We start from the raw sequence: 21,001 nt of genomic DNA, 5'->3' as shown, positions 1-21,001 counted from the left end.
GCCCTCGTTTTTTTGGTACTACTCGAAGTTAGTACTACTCACTTTTGGTGTTTCCCGCTACAATCTTGTTAGTAAAAATCAAGCCTTGATTTGGTGGGGATATGATGAAGCATGTTCTGTTATTTCTAGGGCCAACGATCATGATCTTTTTGGGGTTACAAGTCATGAGTAGCGTCCCAGTCACGTTTCTGCTATTTTACGGATGGCTGTTTGTAGTTCCGTTTGTGGACATGATCGTTTTGAAAAGAAATACGTTGCGAGACACATTCAGGCAAATAGGATTGGTAACCAACCGCCGCAATATGTATCACGGCATTTTGACTGGACTTCTTTTCTTTATCACCATGATTCTCGCGGGATATTTCTTTCACAGTTTTCTGTTCGATAAAAATGATCTACAAAATTTATTGGTACAATGGAATTTCTCAGGCAATCTTGTCGTTTGGCTCATCCTTGTTTTGCTAGTGATTAACCCGTTTCTTGAGGAAATCTACTGGAGAGGATATATATTTAAAAAGCTAGAAGGAAAACGGACGAAGCGAACCATTATTTTACTGACGGCATTGTTTTACAGTCTGTATCATTTCCTCTCCATCATTCCGTTGTTTAGTTGGCCGTATAATATCGCGATGATTTTGCCAGTCTTTTTGGCGGGAATGATTTGGGGATATATGCGAAACAAGAGCAACTCACTGGTGGGTTCGATCATCAGTCATATCCTTGCAGATTCAGGGATTATGGCTGTCTATCTAGTATTCTTGAAATGAATGGTGCTGGTATGGAGGCAAGCTTCCATACCTTTTTCTATTGTGAGACATGTCTTATCGATTGGTTAAGGAGGAAAAAGAGTCATGTTGGAAAAAATAAGAAGTCAGGTAATCAAAAAAAATGGAGTTGAAATCATGAACGTAGACGTCCTTTTTAACCAGTTTCCCATTCGAAAGTCAGACGAGTACACCTTGAAGAAAATCGAAGAGCAGCATTTGGACGAAGTATTTGAAATCTACAGCAATGATAATGTATTTGCATACTGCGGCATTATCCCCAAGCATAAAAAAGAGACAGTGAAAAACATGATCGGGCATTTTGAGAGAGACTATCTGAAAAAATCCAGGATCAAATGGGGGATATTCGCCAATGATAACCCCGATCATTTGCTTGGCATTATCGAAGCCTTTGACTTTAATCAAAAGGTAAACATGGTGACGATTGGCTACTTCTTGTCTGAAGCGCATTGGGGAAAAGGGATTGCGACGGAAGCAGTAAAAATACTGCTCTCATTTTTGTTCATGGATGCCAACGTCAACAGAATTCAGGCAGAAGTGATGCCTCCAAACGAGACTTCCAAGAAAGTATTGTTGAAGAATGGCTTCACGAAAGAAGGGACGCTCAGACAAGCTACGCTATGGTCGGGCAAAGGAATCGTGGATGTAGAGATATACGGGATGCTAAAAGAGGACTACGAAAAAGGAAGGGGATGAGTGCTGCGAGTTATTGACCCCGATGTGCAAACCACCAGAATACACCGTTACCTGTAAAAGCTCTCCTATGTTACTATGATGGGTATGATCAAACATAGGTAGCTGGAATGGGGAAAACATCTTGAAAACATTTAAGAAAGTCTATATAGAAATCACCAGCGTTTGCAATCTCGCCTGTACCTTTTGTCCGCCAACGGAACGCAGTAAAAGTTTTATTAAAGTAGAAGACTTTGCGAAAAGGCTGGATGAGATCAAACCGCACACAGATTACATTTACCTGCACGTCAAAGGGGAACCGCTTCTCCATCCCAAAATTGATGAGCTGCTCGATATCAGCCATGAGAAAGGGTTCAAGGTCAATATCACGACAAATGGTACGCTGATCGCAAAAAATCGGCATAAATTACTTGGCAAGCCTGCGCTCCGACAAATGAACTTCTCGCTTCACAGCTTTGACGGACATATCGGCTCAACCAACCGCGAAGGATATTTGCGGGAAATTCTTTCATTTGTTCGGGAAGCCCAGGAGCATCAAGTGATTTTTTCTTTCCGTCTGTGGAATTTGACGCAGGATAACGCCACGAACATTCAAAAAAGTAGGAACCGCCAGACGCTCGAAGTGATTGAGAAAGAATTTGGTCTGGACTATCGAATCGAAGAAAAGGTAATGCCGGGCAGCGGGGTAAAAATCGATGACCGCGTCTATTTGAACCAAGATTATGAATTCCAGTGGCCGAGTCTGACAGCGCCTGAGGATGATGGAAAAGGCTTTTGCCATGGACTGCGCACGCAAGCGGCGATTCTCGAGAATGGAACAGTTGTGCCGTGCTGTCTCGATGGGGAAGGGGTTATTAATCTAGGGAATATCAATCAGACCTCTTTCGCTGATATTGTGGATGGCGAGCGGGCCAATAATCTGGTAGAGGGATTTTCTCGCAGGGAAGCTGTCGAGGAATTATGCAAAAGATGTGGGTACCGCCAGCGGTTTGGAGCGTAGCAAAAGCAAAACGTCCGAGTCACATGATTCGGACGTTTCGTTCATTTTTAGATTGACACTACTAACAACGGCGGTGACGACGACAGCGGAAGAAACAAAAACGACAGCGACGACGGCGGCGACGGAAGAAGAAACAAAACCGGCAGCGACGACGGCGGCGGCGACGGCGACAACCACAACGATCATGGTCGCGGTCAAAATCTTCGTCCACGTCTCTATCGATATCCCTGTCTATGTCTGAATCACAATCTTTTTCAACCCTGTGTTCTTTTTCTCGATCATTACAACCACAAGACATACATCCACCTCCTTTATGTTCATACCATATTCTATGAAAGCTGCTTGGACATGACTGGACGAACTATAGGGGAAAAAAGCTTGTTTTCATGCGCAGAAAAATGGCAATTGCCGCTATCCTCCCATAAGCCATGGGCAAACGTATTGGTAATAAACAAAAAAGATAGCCGATCCCAGAGCTAAGAGAGCTAATGAGAAAGGCTATCTATTTTTGCCTATGTTCTTCTCGCTTCCAATGCTTGTAGCTCCAGCTCATGTATCTTCCTCACACGCCCGATCATCATCCCGAGAATCGCAACAAGTATCCCCGAGACGACAAAGAGAAATCCAATCCCCCTGCCAGGCCCCGTTCCGATGATGTGCCCGACAGTTTGCCCGAGCAACCGTTTTGGATCAAATAACGGATTGAATACATGATCCGCCAAAAATCCTGCCGATCCAAATGCCAGTACGAACCCGATTTGTGAAATAGCCGTGATCATCGACCATACTCTGCCTTGCCGTTCATTCTCGACATTCGTACGAATGAGAACCTCCAGGCTCGTGTTCACAAAGGGAAGCGTGATGAAAAAGAGGAAGCCAAAAACCATGATCAGCCAAACGGAGGTGAACACACCCATCAGGGCATAAAACAAGCCAGCAAGTACGAGAGAGAAGGACAGCATGAACACCTTACTTTTTCCCATACCGAAAAGTCCGATCAAAAGGCTGCTGACGAGCATTCCCGATGCAGATACAGAGAGGGCGATACCGAGCGTCTTGGAATCAGTTATTGTGAGCATCATAGGCCCAAAAAGCGATTGCATCAGTCCGATGTAAAAGCAGACGACGGACATTAACAGAACTAACGAGAAAACCCCATTCTTGGAAAGGAGATAGCGGAAGGCTTCAGACATTTCCTGAAAAAAGCTTTGTCTTTCCTGTTTCTGGGGAGTGGCATCGTGTTTCATAATCAGCAACACGGCGCCGACAGCGAGAAGGAAGGTCATAATATCGATGAGTAATACGAGCTTGATATCAAAAGCACTGAGAAGAAACCCTGCAACCAGGGGAGAAATAAGATATTGAGCGGAATTTGCCAGTTGGATGAGCCCGCTTGCCTGCGAGTACAGCTCTTCCGAAACCAGATCGGAGACGGCGGCTTTAAAGGCTGGGTTTAGAATAGCCGCAGAGATTGAGCTGATGGCGACCCCAAAATAGATGTGCCATAATTCCATACGACCGGACAGCATGACAAGTAAAATGAACAAGATACCGACTATGGAACCGAGATCGCCAATGATCATCATTTTCTTGCGGTCAAATCTGTCTGCAAGCACTCCGCTAAAGGGAAGGAGAAGGAAGGAAGGGAGAAAAGAGAAGAGAATGATCAACGAATAGCTCATGGTAGATTGGGTCTGTTGAAAAACAAAGACACCCAAGGCAAAAGCGGTAAGTCCACTTCCGATAGCGGAAAACAGCTGTCCTGACCAAATGATCAGAAATCTGCGAAAGGCTGTATCATGAGCGTTCATTTTCTTTCCTCCTTTTTCATCCATTACAGAAACGAAAAGGACCCCGGTGCAGCTCCTAGTGACCTTTCAATCATCACTTGCATGGCTTGTAGTCGTTTTGACTGTTCATCTTGATCCCACTGAAAAATGCCTGATTCCAACAAGAATTGCGAGCCAGCGAGGAGAAACTGTACGGTCTCCAAGGCATTCTCGACATCAAAGACAGCTTCTTTATTCCCTTGTTCAATGACTTGCGCAAGGACAGGGGCGATTTTTAAGATAATGGCGATGTTCAGACGTTCGTGGAGTTCTCTGTTTTCAGGGCGATGCAAGCTTTCCATCCATTCGGCCTGCTTGTCGATTCCATGACTCTGGCTGCGCAGCATCTGGCGAACCTTATCCATGACGCTTAGGGTAGGGTCATCTGCCATTTTTTTATATTGTTCGCAAAGCGTATCGACCATGGACTGGACAAATGCTTCGAGGATTTCTTCCTTCGATTTGAAGTAGTAATAAAAGGTTCCTTTCGCTACGCCCACCTTTTGAATGATCGCATCTACTGTTGTATGGACATATCCCTGATTTCGAAACAGCTCCCCGGCTGCTTCCAATATTTCTGCTCGCCGTGTTGTGGGGTCTTTCACGATTCTTTTCATTTGCGCCTCCTTCGATTGTCAGTAAGTGGTTGGATACAGATTATCATATGACTGACCGTCAGTCTATAAGTGCGTGAAAGAAAAAGAGGAGTAATAGCCTCCTCTGTTCGGTATTGTGTATTTATTAGGATGATGGCAAACGTTCGTTATAATTTCTCGGCAATTATCGTGAATGTTTTCGGGATTCCTTTATCAAAAACTTCCGATGAAAGATTCGGGAGCTCTTCCAGCATTTTTAGGCACATCCCTTTGCTTGCAATGGACGTAACAATTTCCCCTAATGTCCAATTGCGTAACAATACTTTTGATTCAGCGTCATTCATCCCGTTCGAAATGAATTTGGAGAAGGCAATGTCCTTTTCCTCGAGAGAGGTGTCGAAATAATCGCCTGTTACTTTATGTTTGCGGATAGTAGCAGTCGTTCCGCGTGAGGAGATGAGTTTTGTGGATACCGGATGGAAATCTTGGAGGACGAGCACGCCGCCTTTTCGTAGGAGCGAGTTAACCACCTGGAATAATTCGGTTAAGTCCAAAAAGTAATGAAGAATACCGAATTCCATAAAAACGAGATCATACTCACTAGACAATACATCTGGAGGTAGCTGCAATACATCCGATACGATGTAAGTCAGGTCAACATCGGCAGCTGTAGCCAGTTCTTTAGCGTACTGCTCATTCTCATGAGAGAAATCGGCGATGGTCACGTCGGCACCTAGCAAGGCGAGCGCAACGGCTTTGTTTCCATTTGAACCGAGTAAATTGATAATCTTCTTGCTGCGAATATCCCCCATGTGCTCATATACTTTACCAATTCGCTTTTGGGGGTCTTCTTTTATTTTGACCGCTGCCTCAGCAGGTGTTCCAAATCGTTTCAGCCACGCTTGATAAGTCCCAGTGTTCCAAGCCGCTTTATTTAGTTGTGCTGTTTCCACAAATTCCCCTCCATCGAGTATTCCAATCAAAAACTGCCCCCGTTTTGTTGGTACGAGGGCTTAGGTAATTTATCATACTGACTCAATGCATTCGTGTCTATATATTTTCGAAGTGTTAATTTTTCCATGTGTGACCCTGAAATTGAGAACTATTGAGGGCGAGATTCTTCATTTGTTAAGCAAAGCAGGACAGTGGTAATATTGGGAAAAATAGATACGTCCGCTCTTTATGCGGTCGAGGGTTTGTTCGACGGGAGGCAAGCTGCTTTGAAAATCAAAGTGTTGATCGCAGACGACAATTCGTTTATACGGGAAGGCATGAAAATCATCCTGACGAGCTTCGAGGAGTTTGAAGTAGTCGGGATTGTGGAGGATGGGGTCGAGGCGGTGACGTTTTGTAAACAGAACGAGGTAGACGTCGCGCTTCTGGACGTTCGGATGCCGAACATGAATGGAGTGGAAGCGACCCGTGTGCTCACTGCCGAGACTACGGTCAAACCGCTCATTTTGACCACATTCGACGATGACGAATTTGTACTCGAAGCCATACAAGCGGGGGCACGCGGCTATTTATTGAAAAACAATGATCCCAACCGCATCCGAGACGCCATCAAGAGTGTCTATAACAACCATCATGTGCTGCAAGATGTCGTCCTGGATAAGATCAAAATGAACCTGAATACAGGGAAAAACAAGGATACAATGTCCACGACAGCTCCTTCCAAAGCGACAGCAGCCAACCCTACCGAAAGCAAAATCAACCAAAGCTTATTTACGGAACGGGAGCTCGATGTCATGAAGCAGATCGCGAAAGGGCTATCGAACAAAGAAATCGCCAAGAAGTTGTTTATTTCCGAGGGGACAGTTGCGAATTACATTACTTCCATCTTGAATAAAACAGCGCTTGAACACCGTACGCAGATCGCTATCTATTATTTGACGGGCGAAACGAACATGTCTGATTGAAAGGAGGTCACTACCGATGGGAATATGGACAATGGCTAATAAGGCAGCGGTGCTTGGGTTTATCATCGTGACTTCTTTTCTGGCTCATCCGACTTCTGAAGTTGACCCGTGGCAAATGCTTGTATACCTGTTGTATCTGGCTATCAATCTCACTATTCTTATTGTGAAACAAATGAATCATAAGCAATTATTTATGGGGTTATCCATCGGGTTCGTGGTAGCAAGTACACTTGTGTTGGACCCGTTATTTGTACTGCTCTTGCCAGTCCACATTTTTGAGCTCGCGTTCTTGGCAGGTAAGCAGAGGGTGGTCGTATTTGTGTGTATGTTGTTGCCCTTGTTCATCGTTTTGCCTGAATGGATGCCCTTGTATTTACTAACGGCCTTTCTTAGCTTTTTGCTGTACAGGTGTGGCAGTATGTTAACTGACAAGCTCGGCAGAGTAGAGGCTGAACGGGAGAAGATGAAAGAGGATTTACAAAGCTTGACCCGCTCCTTGAACGAAAGCAGCGAATACTTCCGCCAGTCGACCTATACGATTCAACTGGAGGAGCGCAATCGCCTTTCTCAACAAATCCATGACGATGTGGGGCATGCGGTGGCAGGTGCGCTCATTCAGATGGAAGCGTCGCGACTGCTGATGGCGACTGATCAGGACAAGGCATCCGAGCTGCTTCGCAATGCGATCGCGATATCGAAGGAAGGGCTGGAGCGAATCAGAGTGACACTCAAGGATGTGAAGCCACGGCCGGAGGAGCTGGGAATCAATCGACTCCGGTTGTTTGTCGATGAGCTGTCCGCCAGAGAGACGGTGACAGCCACGCTTACTTTTGATGGGGACATCGACGTCATTACACCGATTCAGTGGAAGATCATCCAGCAAAATGCAACGGAAGCGGTCACGAATGCACTCAAATATGCGAAGGCGACAGTGATTTCCCTAGAGGTACGGGTGCTGAATACATTCATAAAAGCAGTAGTCACAGACAATGGGGGCGGAGCAGAAAAGGTTGTAAAAGGGCTTGGTATTCTCGGGATGGAGGAGAGAGCTGCTTCCGCTGGTGGAACGGTGATTGTAGACGGTACGCGAGGCTTTAGCGTGACCACTCTGCTACCTTATCGCAACGAATGAAAAAGATCATGAGAAACAACATGAGGTTTCTCATACAGGGGGATGAACTTATGCACTGACATAAGGGCATCCTTTTTTATTACAATGCAGACATAACCACGAAGGGAGTGAGTTACGTGAGTCATGTATTGGAAATTCGTCAACTAACGAAAAAATTCGGTGATTTCGTCGCTGTCGACAATATGTCTCTGAACGTGCGTGAAGGAGAAATCTTTGGTTTCTTGGGGGCCAATGGAGCGGGAAAGAGCACGACCATCAACATGATCGCCTCCCTGTTGCGCGTAACAAAGGGCGAGATTAACCTGCTGGGAAAAAACATTGAGAAACACAAAAAATTCGCCAAAATGAACATCGGCATCGTACCACAAGATATCGCCATCTACGAGGATATGACTGCCTATGAAAACGTGAGGTTTTTTGCTGGCTTGTACGGACTGCGTGGATCACTGCTTCGCGAACGGACAGAAGAGGCACTTGAATTCGTAGGTCTCGGTGACAAATCCAAGAGCTATCCCAAAAACTTCTCTGGTGGGATGAAGCGTCGGTTAAACATCGCTTGCGCCATTGCTCATCGGCCGAAGCTGATCATCATGGATGAACCCACTGTCGGAATTGACCCTCACTCGCGCAATTATATCTTGAATTCGGTACGCAAGCTAAACGACATGGGCTGCACAATCATTTATACGAGCCATTACATGGAGGAAGTCGAGGAAATCTGCACGCGTATTGCCATCGTTGACCATGGAAAAGTCATCGCCGAAGGATCGAAGGAGCAGCTAAAAGCGATTATTACCGACACGAAGGAAATTTGGATTGGTATCAGAACGGATGAACCTTTGAACCTCCAGGCTCTTAAGGCGATTGCTGGTGTGACTGCGGTGCTTCAAGAAGAGAATACGATTAAAATCGTGTCCAAAGCGGAGATCAACAATCTGAATCGGATCATTCAACAATTGATCAAGGATCAGGTAGAAATCCGCTCGGTTGAAGAGCAAGCGCCGAATCTGGAGACTGTGTTCTTGACCTTAACCGGTCGAAACTTGCGAGACTAGAGGAGGGGCTTTGCCATGAACATATGGAATATCGCTGTAAAAGAAATCAAGTCCAGCCTTCGCGAAAAGAGAACGTTCAGTTTTATGCTAGCACTTCCCCTCATTCTGATGCTGATATTAGGTTCCGCCCTTTCCAATGCGTTCGATGACACAAGTACCGTAGGAGACATGAGCTTGCTGTATAAAAGCAACGGGACGGATGAGAAAGTTTCGACGGGATGGCATGCATTTATCACAGCGATCGAAAATAAGGGAGTTGAAGTCGTTCAAGCGGGACCAGACACAGACGGGAATGAAGAAGTTCGAGCGGACCGCTATACGGGTTACGCCGTCGTCAGTGATGATGGGATTGATTTTTATGGCAGCAGTAAGAATGCGATTGGAAGCAACATCCTTGCGGGGATGCTGACTGTTTTTGCCGATCGTTATTCGCTCGCATCCGCAGCCTATCAGGTAGATCCAGAGACTGCTTTGGCTACGATCACAACTGCCGGACAAAACGATGAATTTATTCGCGAGACGACCTTGCATCCGAATAAAAAGCCGAGATCAATCGACTATTACGCGATGGCAATGACAACGATGATCGGACTCTATGCGATGTTCAATGCCAGTTATTTATTCAGCGGAGAGCGAACGAACAAGACAGCCATTCGATTAATGGCAGCACCTGTAAGCAAAGGTACCATTTTTACCGGAAAAGTGATCGGTTGTACGGTGATCAACCTGTTTTTCGTACTCGTCGTGTTCTTAGTCAGCAAGTTCGTGTTCCAAGCAGATTGGGGTAATCACTACGGAATGGTTATTCTCGTGCTTTTGACAGAGGTGGTGCTTGCGGTCAGCCTGGGTCTGGGTATCAGCTTTCTTTTCAAAGGCGAAGGGGTAAGGTCAATCAACAATATTTTTACGCAAGTCGCCTCCTTTGCAGGCGGTGCCTATTTCCCTATTGATCAATCAGGCGGGTTCATCAGTCTTTTGTCCAATTTTTCTCCCCTTCACTGGGTAAATACAGGTCTGATGCAAATCATTTACACAGACAATCCGAAGGGCGCATGGTTTGCGATTGCGATGAATGTGAGCATTGCCACGGCATTCATCATCTTTTCTGTTATTACGATGCGCAGACGGGAGGGTGCTTTCGTATGAGTGAAATGGTATGGCTAATTCGGAAAACGCTGATGGAGACGTTTCGCAGCAAAAAAAACTGGTTCACCTACTTGGGATTGCCAATCGCAGGAGTTCTGTTGTCGCTTACCCTTTACAGCAATGCAGGCAGTGGCACGATCCATGTAGGAATCATCAATCAGGATGAGGACCAGATGATCACGCAGGACACGATCCGGTTTATCGAGAGATTGAATCATATCGAGGTCACCGTCATCGACGAACCTACGATGCGCGAAAAAATCGCCGCTGGTGAGCTGGATAGCGGAATTGTTTTCGAGCCGGGGTATGCTGCTAGTGTTCGAAAAGGGGCGCCAGCGCACTTGAATATTGTATCAGTAAAGGGTGAACAGGTTACTGCCTACGTGAAGGCCATGCTGCACAGTTATATCGGCAATCTTGCCGCTATTGGAAAAGCGGCACAGGCGGATGAGGCAAAGTTCACGAAGCTGTATTCGGCATACCACGAGCAAAGCTACAAGCTCAATACGGTAGCGCTTCAAGATACCTCGAACGTGACGCGTATGACGAATCAATCGATTGGTTTCCTCATTATGTTCATGATGTTTTCAGCGGTGAACATGTCGGAGATCATTTTAAAAGAAAAAGAGAATCGCACCTTTTTGCGACTACTTTCTTCGCCGATGTCGGCCAGATCCTATGTATTCTCGAATATCATCGTCAGCATTTTCATGTTGCTGCTGCAAATCACCGTGACCTTGCTCGTCATGAAAAATGTCTTCGGCATAGATGCAGGCGTCTCGTATAGTCAAATGATTCTGCCGTTGTTCGTGTTCGCGCTGGGGGCAATCGCACTCTCGTTGATGACTGTTGCCTTTGCGAAGAGTAGAGCAGGTGCCGGAGCTATTTCCAACCTGATCATCATCCCGACGTGCCTCCTAGCTGGCTGCTTCTTTCCCATGGAAATCATGCCGGACACCGTGCGCAAAATTTCAACATTCTTACCTCAGCATTGGCTGCTCGATACGGTGAATAAGCTTCAACAAGGGTACAGTCTGGGGAGCTTGTATTTGAACATGGTCATTTTACTCGCATTTGCTACTGTATTTGCCTTAATCGCCATCTATCGGTTTGGACGGAATAACGATAGTAGACAGTTTGTGTGAGAAAAATAGGACTACATGAACTGTAATATGACAAGGGATAATTCGAATTGTGTCGAAAGATGATCTTACTATGATAAAGCCAAGCAACTATAACCGGCGCAATTCAAAAGCACTCATAAGTAAGCATCTTGTGATTCTTCTCTTGTTTTTAGCATTTCTCCTAGGTCTTCGGACGTTCTGGTTTTCGTTTCATTCGTTTCCAGAGCATCCGCCTGTGGTTCAAGGGGTTCTTGATATGCGCGGGTGGGACTTTGAAAATTCCCCGTCTATTTCACTGGATGGGGAATGGGAGCTTTTCCCTGAATCTTTGATCACGCATGAAGATTTCAAGCAATCTTCGAATTACGAACGACAATTCCTTCAAGTGCCTGGCAATTGGAGCAGCGCTTTTTCCAGGGGCTCTCCGTCATCGTATGGCTATGGAACCTACCGTTTACGGATTTTGGTCGATCAACCGCTAAATCAGCCATACACCTTATGGGTTCCACAAGTGGAGGCATCTTCCACCGTAGAGGTTAACGGACAGATATTAGCCAGAGTCGGAGTGCCTGCAACAACAGCAGAAGATTACATTCCGCGGAAGCAATCCTTCACGGCTACGTACATTGCAGGTGATGCAAAGGTCATTGAAGTGCTTGTCCGATCTGCCAACTTTCATAATCCAATCGAAGGGGGCATCGTCAGATCGATTTACTTCGGGTCGCAGGCCGCTGTTGACACCGAACGTTGGTATTCTATCGGCTTTCAGATGACAACCTTCCTCATCTTGTTGCTACATGGCTTGTATACCGGCATCCTGTATATATTGAATGCCCGTCACAAAGAGTTTCTGGTGTTCTTGCTGTTGCTTTCTTGTGTAGGGATAAAAACTGTGTCTGATTATGACAACCTGCTGCTACTTTGGCTCCCCATCAATTATACATGGGCGATCAAGGTAGAAGTGCTCGCCTACATATGGCAGCCTTTGCTGTTGATATTATTGGTCCGAAGCCTATCTGAACAGGGGGAGAGAGAATACTCAAAACCGGTCAGGGCATATTTTTCCACGCTCAGTCTTTATTCGGCAGCCATCATACTGGGAACGGCTCAATGGGTGTATTTTTTAGCTGGAACGCCATTTTTGGTGTTTATTTATTTCAGTCCGTTTTTACTATTTGTATTCAGTATCAGCCGCATGCTAATGCAAAACAAGCATGACGCTGTGTTTTTGCTTATTGCTGCAACAAGTATTTTTTCCAATGTCTTTTGGTCGGCAATCATGGAATATCAAATCATGGATATCAAGTACGTTTATTATCCGCTCGACCTGATTGCTGCTCTTGTCAGTTTTTCTGCCTATTGGTTCAAGCGATTCTTTCGCAATTCAGAGGAAAAGGTAAAGCTGACGGAGCAATTGAAAGAAGCCGACAAGCTCAAAGACCAGTTTCTTGCCCATACCTCTCACGAACTGAGGACGCCATTGCATGGCATCATGAACATCGCCCAAACTGTCGTCAACAATGAAAAGAATGTCATGGGTGGTCGCAGCACGCAGGACATGGAACTTTTAATCACGATCAGCCGCAGAATGTCACATTTACTGGACGATTTGCTAGATGTCGTACGATTGCAGGACAAGCATATCGTGTTGCAGAGGAAGCCGTTGCATATTCAATCGATTGTTTCCGGTATCATCAGCATGCTTACCTACTTGGTAGAGGGCAAGCCTGTTCAACTGAAAATGGACATTCCGGAATCCATCCCGCCAATCTTGGCAGATGAAAAGCGGTTAGTTCAGATTCTGTTCAATCTTGTTCACAATGCACTGAAATTCACCGAAGAAGGATCTGTCGTCGTTTCTGCTGAGATCGTGAACGGACAGGTGGCGATCTATGTATCCGATACAGGAATCGGGATGGATGAGCATACCAAGGCACGTATATTTTTGCCGTATGAACAGGGAGCGCAAGCAACGAACGATGGAGGAGGAATCGGGCTTGGTCTCGCTATTTGCAAACAGCTGGTAGAGCTGCATGACAGTGAGCTCGGCGTCGAGTCTGAACAGGGAAAAGGCTCCGTATTTAGCTTTTCGCTGCCAGTGGTTAGTACAGATGAGATGAAAGCAGCAGAGAGCCAATATGTGGAGCAGATAGATAAGAGTCATCAAGTGGTGCCTATCAACCAGTTGAGGTATAGTGATGCCCCAGATATATTAGCTTTTCAGCAGACAGCTGCGCATGCATCTGTTGAAAGAAAGGCGAACATATTAGCGATCGATGACGACCCAGTTAACCTAAGGGTGCTGGATCGCATGCTCTCATCTTCGCAGTATCAAATCACCACGTGCACATCACCTAGAGACGCGCTCGATCTGCTTTTTACAGAGCAGTGGGATTTGCTTATCATCGATGTCATGATGCCGCATATGTCGGGCTACGAGCTGACACAAAAGGTAAGGGAGCATTTCTCCGTTTCCGAGCTTCCAATCTTGCTCTTAACTGCGCGCAGCCAGTCTGAAGATGTATACACCGGGTATTTGTCTGGTGCGAATGACTATGTATGCAAACCAGTCGATGGCATGGAGCTGAGATATCGCGTCTGGTCGTTGACGACGCTCAAGCAAACCGTCGATGAACGACTGCGCATGGAGGCTGCCTACTTGCAAGCACAGATCCACCCTCATTTCTTGTTCAACACGCTCAGCTCGATTATGGCACTCAGTGACATTGATACGGAGAAGATGCGTAAACTCGGGGATGCGTTTACCGCCTTCTTGCATATCAGCTTCGACTTTTTGAATACGGGAAAACAAGTAGCGCTCGCCCATGAGCTGGAGCTGGTTCAAGCTTATCTTTACATTGAAAAAGAAAGGTTTGGGGAGCGGTTAACGATCGAGTGGGATGTTGAACCCGGTATCGATCTTCTGATCCCGCCGCTTACCATTCAGCCGTTGGTCGAAAATGCGATCAATCATGGGCTTCTGACTCGATTAGAGGGTGGGACTCTCCATATCCGCATTGTCCGGCAAAAGAACGCTACTCTTTTTGAGGTGAAGGATGACGGTATAGGGATGGAGGAAGCGACTGTGCGGCAGATTCTTGATTTGTCGAGGAAGGAAAGAGGCGGAATTGGCGTGTCCAACACGAATCGAAGACTGACGCAAATGTACGGGAAGGGCTTGCGCATCACGAGTAAGCTGGGTGAAGGAACAACGGTGTCGTTTGTCATACCGGATCAGGCGTAAAGCGAAAAAAGTCGAGGTGAACTGAACAGACATGATTACCCTCCAATGCACCAAAAAGCTTGCAGAGGAACTACCCGTAACACTATCCGATAAAGAGAAAATTGTTTCACAGCCATTATACAGATGGCACGCTCACCTGATTTTACTGAATCGCAGAAAGTGTGTAGCGGTGATGAATAATGTGACCAGGTACAATTTCATCATCTATGGGTTAAAGAAAGCAGACTTTAAACGATTTGATCAGATATTTTTTGAAAAAATCTCTGAGAATCTTATCGCGGATGGCATAGAGCAATCGTTAATTCAGAAGTATTTGCATCATGCTAGTGAGGTCACTTTCACACAGACAAGTGATAGAAGCATTATTAGTCAATTGAACGACATGATTTTGTTGGCAAGATACGATATGGATAATAACTTAAGGGAAATCGGTGTAGAGGAATTGAATCAAGTCAATCGATTGTCGAATCAACATCCTATGTCTAAATTGCCGGAAATATTTCCACGCGATGCGATGCATCAGGCGTTACGAAATTTATCGTTGGTTAACACATAAATGGAAGACTTTTTAGCAGCTTTTATATAGGCACCGGAAGAACGGCGAGCATCCGCATACTCCCATGAGTAGGTAGGATGCTTTTTCCTTTTTATTTATTGAAAAACGACAATTATGTCGTTTATAATTGTGTTATCAAATAAAAACGACATTCATGTATATTTTGTTTGGAGGAGGTTGTGAAACCCGATGGCCCCAAGAGTAAGCGACGAATACAAAACGAAAAAGAAAACCGAACTGCTGCATGCCGCCAAGCGCGTGTTCCTCACAAAAGGCTATACACGGGCCACCATGCAAGACGTCATGGACGAGGCTGGCGTATCGCGCGGAGCCTTGTACGCCTACTTTGATAACCTGGAGCACTTATATATGGAGCTGCTGCAATTCGAGGATCAACAGGACGTACAGTTTTTCACGCCAATTACTGACGAAACGTCTTGGCAGCAAATGACGAAATGGGTCTACAAACAGCAAGGCGAGATTGAGAACATCGAACAAACACTATCCCAAGCCAACTCAGAATTTTTCCTGTCACTGAAAGATCAGCAAAAACAACAGAGCTATCCATACATCACGACTCGCTATGAAAAAATGGTGGATGTGTTGACAGCTTTTTTCGCGCATGGGACAGCGACAGGCGAGTTCAAGCCACAGCTACCACCCGAGGCGATCGCTCGCTATCTCATCTCGGTTATCGATGGACTGATGCTGGATACCACGCATTTGGGCGCAGAAAAAACGAAGGTGTCCGTGCAGATGGAAGCACTGCTGTTTTCTTTGAGAGCGATGCTGGGACCGGTTCAATAAGGAGGGGGAAGAATGTTGTTTCAATCAGAGAGAATCTATCTGAGAAAAATGACGGGAGAGGATGTGGACGTCTACCACACGTGGAGAAATGACGTGGAAGTCATGCGGACAACGAGTCCGTCTATGGACGTCTATACGTGGGACGATACGAACGGGTTTGTGAATCAGGTCATCCTGCATGCAAGCACATCGAAGAGCTACATGATCGTAGACAGCCAAACCAATCGACCGATCGGGATTACCTCCCTCATTCAAATCGACCTGAAAAACCGCAATGCGGAGTGCATCATCGATATTGGAGAGAAGGAATACTGGGGAAAAGGCTATGGACAAGAAGCGCTGAAGCTACTGCTGGATTATGCGTTCTTGGAAATGAATCTGCATCGGGTATCGCTTGGCGTCTTTTCCTTTAACGAAAAGGCGATCAGGCTGTACGAGAGGCTCGGCTTCAAGCAAGAGGGGATCTCACGGCAGTTTTTGTTTCGAGAGGGAAAATGGCATGATCTCGTGCACATGGGGATTTTGCAGCAGGAATATGTCACGTAAAAACAGAGGCTGGCGGTACGAAGGGTACCACCAGCCTTTTGCGTATGAGCGTTTCTCTTATTTTCCAGCGTAAATCGGTACTTTCCACTCCACATTTTTGTGTTCAACCATTCGTTTCTCGGAAGTAATGATCAGTTGCTTAGGCAGGGATGTGAGGTTTTCTAAGAATATGGAGCTTTCCAATATCGCCCGGCCATTCTTATACTCTGTTTTATGAATATAGTAGTCGACGTCTACGTACTTTCTCCCTGTTTCGTCTGAGATGGTCCAGTATTCAAAAGGGGTCATAGCAGCAGTATCTGGATCAAGCTTTCCCTCGAATGAAAGGTGGTAGCCCTCCAATTTCGTGGTGCTTCCATCGTCATTTACACGGTGTACACCGTCATAGCCTTCGATATCAACTACTGCGTTTGGATCTTTTTGATACTTCTTGAAGGTGAACTGATCTCCCTGGTCGTCCACTGCTATGGATTCTTTCTTCTCAAGCCGATCGGTGTCCAACTTCGCGTTAAGCGCAGCGGTTTCCTCTGTATATACAGACCCGAGCTTGAAGGTGAGGCTTTGGCTTTCGTCGATTGGTTGGAAGTAGTGGAAGTCTCTTGTTCCATTTTTAGTAGAGCGGGTATGATCCCATTTCAAATACGGGATGACATTGCTTTGTTTGCTGGCTTTACGGATGACAGTCTTGGAATCCCAAGCGGCGACGACTGTGCCCTTTTCATTGACTAACTCGTAGCTGTATTCTTTTCGCTGGTTATCCGTAGTCGAGCGATCTATGATCATTTCCACCCCACTCGGTGCAAACGTCATCTGTTTTACGTCCAGCTTGAGTCCTTGCGGAGTCGTGTATGTTTTGTTGATTTCATGTGTCTTCGTCGCGGCCTTTGCCTTTTTCATGTCAACAGGTACGGACAGCTTCCAGTTTCCTTTGATGTCGTCCAATTGTTTAATGTTGAACTCTACAATCAGCTCGTCCGGAATTTCACTGATATCATCAAAGTAGCTACGCAGCTCACGATCCAAGGACATGTAACCGGTATCTGTATGCATATCATTGTGCCAATCTTCATTTGGGTCTTCATTTGCAGACGCCTCAATAGGCTTCAGTACGTTCCCTTGTTTGTCTTTGATCGTAATGACTTGCTCCTTGTTATCTCTTCTGATCATTTCGCTCAAAAAACTGTCCATCGGTTTGCCATTCTTGTCTTTTACGATAGCGGCAATGCTGATGCGAAGAGGGTCAGCCATTACTTCGTTCACTTCAAAAGTGATACCTTGGTCGGTCGCACTTACATTCACGGTTTGAGCGAAACCTTTTTTGGCTGCTTGCTCAATACCAGAGTCCCTGGAATTTTGAAGAATACTATTGCTCACAGGCGCTACAGGATCAGCTTTGCCAATCGGGCTGTTCGTAAAAGCAGCATTGACATAACTAGCAAAAGTCGGGGAGACTAGCATTCCTCCCGATACGACGACGGTTAATGCAGCGGCGGCAAGTGTCATTCTTTTCATGATTGTGATACTCCTTTGTTTCCACGCTGGTGGTTGGTGTGAAGGCGTAGCAGGGTTCAATACTCTCACGGGATGAGGGGAGAGCATCTGAATAATCTTTTGATCCATATTTTCTGAGAGGGAGTCTTCCCACATCGTTTCTTCCGTTTGGTGCAGCTCATCGATCCATTGCTCCAGCTGGTGCTGGCAGTGTGTGCAATGGTCGAGATGACTTTCGACATTACGTTTGTTCACGGGCGATAAACGATCTTCCATGTAGGCGATCAGCTGTCTTTGCGTAAGGCAATTCAAAGCGGGGTACCCCCTTTCTTCTTCGGCTTGCTTAGCTGGTCTCGCAGCTTTTTCCTGGCATAGGAAAGGCGCATTCTCACGGTGTCCACAGACAGAGATAGTTTTTTGCCGATCTCTCTGTAGCTTAAATGCTGGAGATAGTGCAGATCGAGAATCGTCCTGTAGTTCTTGTCCAGAGCCATCATCTGCTGTCGCAAAGCATGACGCTGTTCTTTTTCCAGATAATCTTCCTCCGGGATTGGACATTCGTCTTTGACCTCGATATCCATCTCTGTTACGGAAGGCATTCGCTTTCGCTTCCGCAGCTCGTCAATTCCGCGATTAATCGCGATCCGATACAGCCAGGCAGAGAAGGAGTAGTTGGGTTTATAATCTGGCAGACTGTAGTACGCCTTGATAAAAACCTCCTGCACCATGTCTTCGGCATCATGAGAATGGTGGAGCGTGCGCCCAAGAATCGAAGCGATTTTTCCCTTGTATTTATTGACGATCAGAGCATAAGCCTCTTTATTACCTTGAAGAACCTCCGCAATGACCTCTCGATCGTCCTGCATGTTTTGTTACCTCCTTGCAAAAAGGTGCTGCGCAGCTTTTCCTTTTTGTGAAAAACGTCTCGACATTTTTCATGAAATTTAATCTAACCGCTTGCGGTCAAACAAAACGGGCATTAGTCCGTTTTCGTTGTTCAATAATATAGACGAAAAGAAGGGAGGACCCCTCTCAAGCTTTTTTCATAAAAATTGAAATTTGCATAGGAAGAGGATGCCTCTCTTCTTTCACTAGAAGGGCATCCTCTTTAAAAGTGTTGCTTTTTTACCGCGTAATCCGATAAACCTCTCCACTCAACCGTCCTCGGATTTTAAAAACATCCCCGACGGAAACAGCTATATCCTTAACACCTTTGATTAATATCTCTTGCTCCAGTCCTTCCACATACAGCGGGAAACGATTTCCGCCGATATCGTGTGTAAATAGTCTGTTTACACGCCCGATGACCTCGTGGAAGGAGCGATCTCCAATATGTCTAAGGGAGGGTTCCATACTTTTATCCAGTTTGGTCAGCTCTAAAACACTGAATGATATATGTTCCATGTACAGGGAAACCACAAGGTGATCGTTGACCTTTGTATGCTCTGAATATCCCCCTTCGCGCATGAAATCACCTGGGCAAAAATATTCAAACTGAAACAAAGAGTCATTGTTCAGCTTGCGTACATGCAAATCCCTAACATTTCCACCAAGCTTTATATCAGTAATGACACAGTCAAACTTGTCGTTTTGTTCCAAGTAGGCCCATCTATGCGTCATCTGCTGATTGAGCCATTTGAGATAATACTCTGCAAACGAATCACTGACAAAACGTGTACCCTGTCCATTACATGTATCGACGTAGTACAGCTTACCGACAAGCTCACCTGATACAATCATGACAATAAAATAACCGCAACCATCGTTATGCAGAGTGATAGTACCGTGAAGAGCTTCCGTGATCATGTGATCATATTCATCGTCTGTGATCGTATCGTCTTCCGTTTCGTCTAAATCTTCGTCAAAACAGCTATTGCATTTCTCCAGGGAAAAGGGGAGACGCATATATTCTAAGCCTACTGTTTTTCGTAAGCTTTCTTCCAAGCAATCCTTTGCATGCGACAATGACAGTGGGAACTGTTTAGAGTGTTTCCCGCCATTTCCGATGTGGAGCAGGAAATCTTTGTAGTCTTGCGGTAATACTATGTGAGCCGAAGCTTCGAACTGTTCGATCTGTTTCAATGTCAAAGGCTCATTCAAAACATACGGACAATTTCCGTCGTAGAGGCTGCGGTATTGGTCCAGCATTTCTTCGACCTTTGTTATAAACGCGCTTTTGGGAGCGATGTCTTTCATCCTGTCCAGCACCTCAATTGTAAAGGAGTATATGAGCTTGAGCCAAAACAACCATTCCATCGCAGTTATCTCCGACATACACAGCAACGCCTATGCATTAGAAGCCGTGCTGCACGACATTGATTCCCGCGGAATTCAAACCATCGTGAATTTGGGCGATACCTTATTCGGACCGCTTGATCCGCTCAAAACGGCGGAGCTCTTGATGGAGCGATCTACTATCACCCACATTATGGGTAATTGTGACAGATATTTACTAGGAGAGCAAATGGATTCCATTACGTTTCAATACATAAAGCCGCTGCTATCAGAAGAAATACTGAAGTGGATCGGGTCATTCCAAAAGCAATGGATTCATGATGAACTTTTGTTTTGCCACGGCACACCTTTTGCCGATGATGTGTACTTATTGGAGAGTATCGCTCCATATGGGATTGACGAGAAAAGCGCAAACGCATTGATGATCGAGCTGACAGGTGTCCAGCAGAAAGTCATTTTTTGCGGGCACTCGCATGTACCCAAATCCGTGTGGCTCCCAGATGGCAAGCTCGTGGTAAACCCGGGAAGCGTGGGACTCCCAGCGTATTTTGAAGAAGAACCGTACCCGCATTCGATGGAATCGAAGACGCCCCATGCCAAGTACGTCACAGTAAAACGACAAGGTGGCTCGTGGCTAGTCGAGCACGTATTGGTTCCCTATGATTTCGAGAAGGCAGCGAAAAGAGCGGAAGAAAACGGGCGCAAAGACTATGCGTATGCGATCCGTACGGGAAGAGCAGAGTTGTGAGGCCAAAGTGACGTCAGAGATCCTTTCTGGCGTCATTTTTTCATTTTCTCGTTATTTGTCACACTGGCGTAACACACGACCTCTACGATATTCAT

The 21,001-nt window shown here is 45.8% G+C and carries 20 protein-coding genes; 14 read left to right on the top strand and 6 right to left on the bottom strand.

The window, feature by feature from the left end; genetic code table 11:
- Positions 1-101: 101 nt before the first annotated feature.
- The 4 genes from ACFYU8_RS25060 to ACFYU8_RS25045 all read left to right on the top strand — a co-directional run bounded on the left by ACFYU8_RS25060 (position 102) and on the right by ACFYU8_RS25045 (position 2,719).
- Complete coding sequence (locus tag ACFYU8_RS25060; RefSeq protein WP_390304925.1) at positions 102-767, top strand: CPBP family intramembrane glutamic endopeptidase; 666 nt, start codon at positions 102-104, stop codon at positions 765-767.
- A 135-nt stretch (positions 768-902) separates the two neighbouring features.
- The gene (locus ACFYU8_RS25055; protein WP_390305032.1) at positions 903-1,481 is read left to right on the top strand and encodes a GNAT family N-acetyltransferase; all 579 of its coding nucleotides are present in this window, start codon (positions 903-905) and stop codon (positions 1,479-1,481) included.
- 121 nt (positions 1,482-1,602) lie between these two features.
- Positions 1,603-2,478 (top strand): radical SAM/SPASM domain-containing protein, encoded by an 876-nt coding sequence (locus ACFYU8_RS25050; RefSeq protein ID WP_390304923.1) that lies wholly within the window; start codon positions 1,603-1,605, stop codon positions 2,476-2,478.
- Positions 2,450-2,719: a hypothetical protein gene (locus ACFYU8_RS25045; protein WP_390304921.1), complete on the top strand. Its 270-nt coding sequence runs from the start codon at positions 2,450-2,452 to the stop codon at positions 2,717-2,719. The genes ACFYU8_RS25050 and ACFYU8_RS25045 overlap by 29 nt, the downstream gene beginning before the upstream one ends.
- 271 nt (positions 2,720-2,990) lie before the next feature.
- Here ACFYU8_RS25045 and ACFYU8_RS25040 read toward each other — a convergent pair whose 3' ends face one another.
- From ACFYU8_RS25040 to ACFYU8_RS25030, 3 genes are all read right to left on the bottom strand, one after another.
- The gene (locus ACFYU8_RS25040; protein ID WP_390304919.1) at positions 2,991-4,289 is read right to left on the bottom strand and encodes an MFS transporter; all 1,299 of its coding nucleotides are present in this window, start codon (positions 4,287-4,289) and stop codon (positions 2,991-2,993) included.
- Between the two features lie 23 nt (positions 4,290-4,312).
- Positions 4,313-4,924, bottom strand: a complete 612-nt coding sequence (locus ACFYU8_RS25035; protein ID WP_390304917.1) for a TetR/AcrR family transcriptional regulator — start codon at positions 4,922-4,924, stop codon at positions 4,313-4,315.
- 146 nt (positions 4,925-5,070) lie between these two features.
- Positions 5,071-5,856, bottom strand: coding sequence for a class I SAM-dependent methyltransferase (locus ACFYU8_RS25030; protein ID WP_390304915.1), 786 nt, complete (start codon positions 5,854-5,856; stop codon positions 5,071-5,073).
- 267 nt (positions 5,857-6,123) lie between these two features.
- Here ACFYU8_RS25030 and ACFYU8_RS25025 point away from each other — a divergent pair, with 267 nt between their 5' ends.
- The 9 genes from ACFYU8_RS25025 to ACFYU8_RS24985 all read left to right on the top strand — a co-directional run bounded on the left by ACFYU8_RS25025 (position 6,124) and on the right by ACFYU8_RS24985 (position 16,432).
- Positions 6,124-6,822 carry a response regulator gene (locus ACFYU8_RS25025; protein ID WP_390304913.1) on the top strand — a complete coding sequence of 233 codons (699 nt, stop codon included), beginning with the start codon at positions 6,124-6,126 and terminating at the stop codon, positions 6,820-6,822.
- A 16-nt stretch (positions 6,823-6,838) separates the two neighbouring features.
- Entirely contained in the window at positions 6,839-7,954 is a 1,116-nt protein-coding gene (locus tag ACFYU8_RS25020; RefSeq protein ID WP_390304911.1) for a sensor histidine kinase, read from the top strand.
- 116 nt (positions 7,955-8,070) lie between these two features.
- Positions 8,071-9,009, top strand: a complete 939-nt coding sequence (locus tag ACFYU8_RS25015; RefSeq protein ID WP_390304909.1) for an ABC transporter ATP-binding protein — start codon at positions 8,071-8,073, stop codon at positions 9,007-9,009.
- 15 nt (positions 9,010-9,024) lie between these two features.
- Positions 9,025-10,155 carry an ABC transporter permease gene (locus tag ACFYU8_RS25010; RefSeq protein WP_390304906.1) on the top strand — a complete coding sequence of 377 codons (1,131 nt, stop codon included), beginning with the start codon at positions 9,025-9,027 and terminating at the stop codon, positions 10,153-10,155.
- The gene (locus ACFYU8_RS25005; protein ID WP_390304904.1) at positions 10,152-11,300 is read left to right on the top strand and encodes an ABC transporter permease; all 1,149 of its coding nucleotides are present in this window, start codon (positions 10,152-10,154) and stop codon (positions 11,298-11,300) included. The genes ACFYU8_RS25010 and ACFYU8_RS25005 overlap by 4 nt, the downstream gene beginning before the upstream one ends.
- 70 nt (positions 11,301-11,370) lie before the next feature.
- Positions 11,371-14,523 (top strand): hybrid sensor histidine kinase/response regulator, encoded by a 3,153-nt coding sequence (locus ACFYU8_RS25000; protein WP_390304902.1) that lies wholly within the window; start codon positions 11,371-11,373, stop codon positions 14,521-14,523.
- 31 nt (positions 14,524-14,554) lie between these two features.
- Positions 14,555-15,079 (top strand): DUF6933 domain-containing protein, encoded by a 525-nt coding sequence (locus ACFYU8_RS24995; protein ID WP_390304899.1) that lies wholly within the window; start codon positions 14,555-14,557, stop codon positions 15,077-15,079.
- 189 nt (positions 15,080-15,268) lie between these two features.
- On the top strand, positions 15,269-15,886 hold the full coding sequence (locus ACFYU8_RS24990) for a TetR/AcrR family transcriptional regulator (RefSeq protein ID WP_390304897.1): 618 nt from the start codon (positions 15,269-15,271) through the stop codon (positions 15,884-15,886).
- A gap of 12 nt (positions 15,887-15,898) precedes the next feature.
- Complete coding sequence (locus ACFYU8_RS24985) at positions 15,899-16,432, top strand: GNAT family N-acetyltransferase (RefSeq protein ID WP_390304895.1); 534 nt, start codon at positions 15,899-15,901, stop codon at positions 16,430-16,432.
- Between the two features lie 57 nt (positions 16,433-16,489).
- Here the strand turns inward: ACFYU8_RS24985 and ACFYU8_RS24980 are convergent, their stop codons facing one another.
- From ACFYU8_RS24980 to ACFYU8_RS24970, 3 genes are all read right to left on the bottom strand, one after another.
- Positions 16,490-18,235 (bottom strand): DUF4179 domain-containing protein, encoded by a 1,746-nt coding sequence (locus ACFYU8_RS24980; RefSeq protein ID WP_390304893.1) that lies wholly within the window; start codon positions 18,233-18,235, stop codon positions 16,490-16,492.
- Positions 18,232-18,789: an RNA polymerase sigma factor gene (locus tag ACFYU8_RS24975; protein WP_390304890.1), complete on the bottom strand. Its 558-nt coding sequence runs from the start codon at positions 18,787-18,789 to the stop codon at positions 18,232-18,234. The genes ACFYU8_RS24980 and ACFYU8_RS24975 overlap by 4 nt, the downstream gene beginning before the upstream one ends.
- A 259-nt stretch (positions 18,790-19,048) precedes the next feature.
- Entirely contained in the window at positions 19,049-20,179 is a 1,131-nt protein-coding gene (locus ACFYU8_RS24970; RefSeq protein ID WP_390304888.1) for an SMI1/KNR4 family protein, read from the bottom strand.
- Here ACFYU8_RS24970 and ACFYU8_RS24965 point away from each other — a divergent pair.
- The gene (locus tag ACFYU8_RS24965) at positions 20,151-20,906 is read left to right on the top strand and encodes a metallophosphoesterase family protein (RefSeq protein WP_390304886.1); all 756 of its coding nucleotides are present in this window, start codon (positions 20,151-20,153) and stop codon (positions 20,904-20,906) included. The two genes, ACFYU8_RS24970 and ACFYU8_RS24965, sit on opposite strands and share 29 nt — an antisense overlap.
- The last annotated feature ends 95 nt before the right edge of the window (positions 20,907-21,001 follow it).

Source organism: Brevibacillus sp. NPDC003359 (assembly GCF_042878995.1).
Classification (GTDB): domain Bacteria; phylum Bacillota; class Bacilli; order Brevibacillales; family Brevibacillaceae; genus Brevibacillus.
The sequence above is the reverse complement of the archived record's forward strand: the minus strand, read 5'-3'. Positions and strand labels throughout refer to the sequence as shown.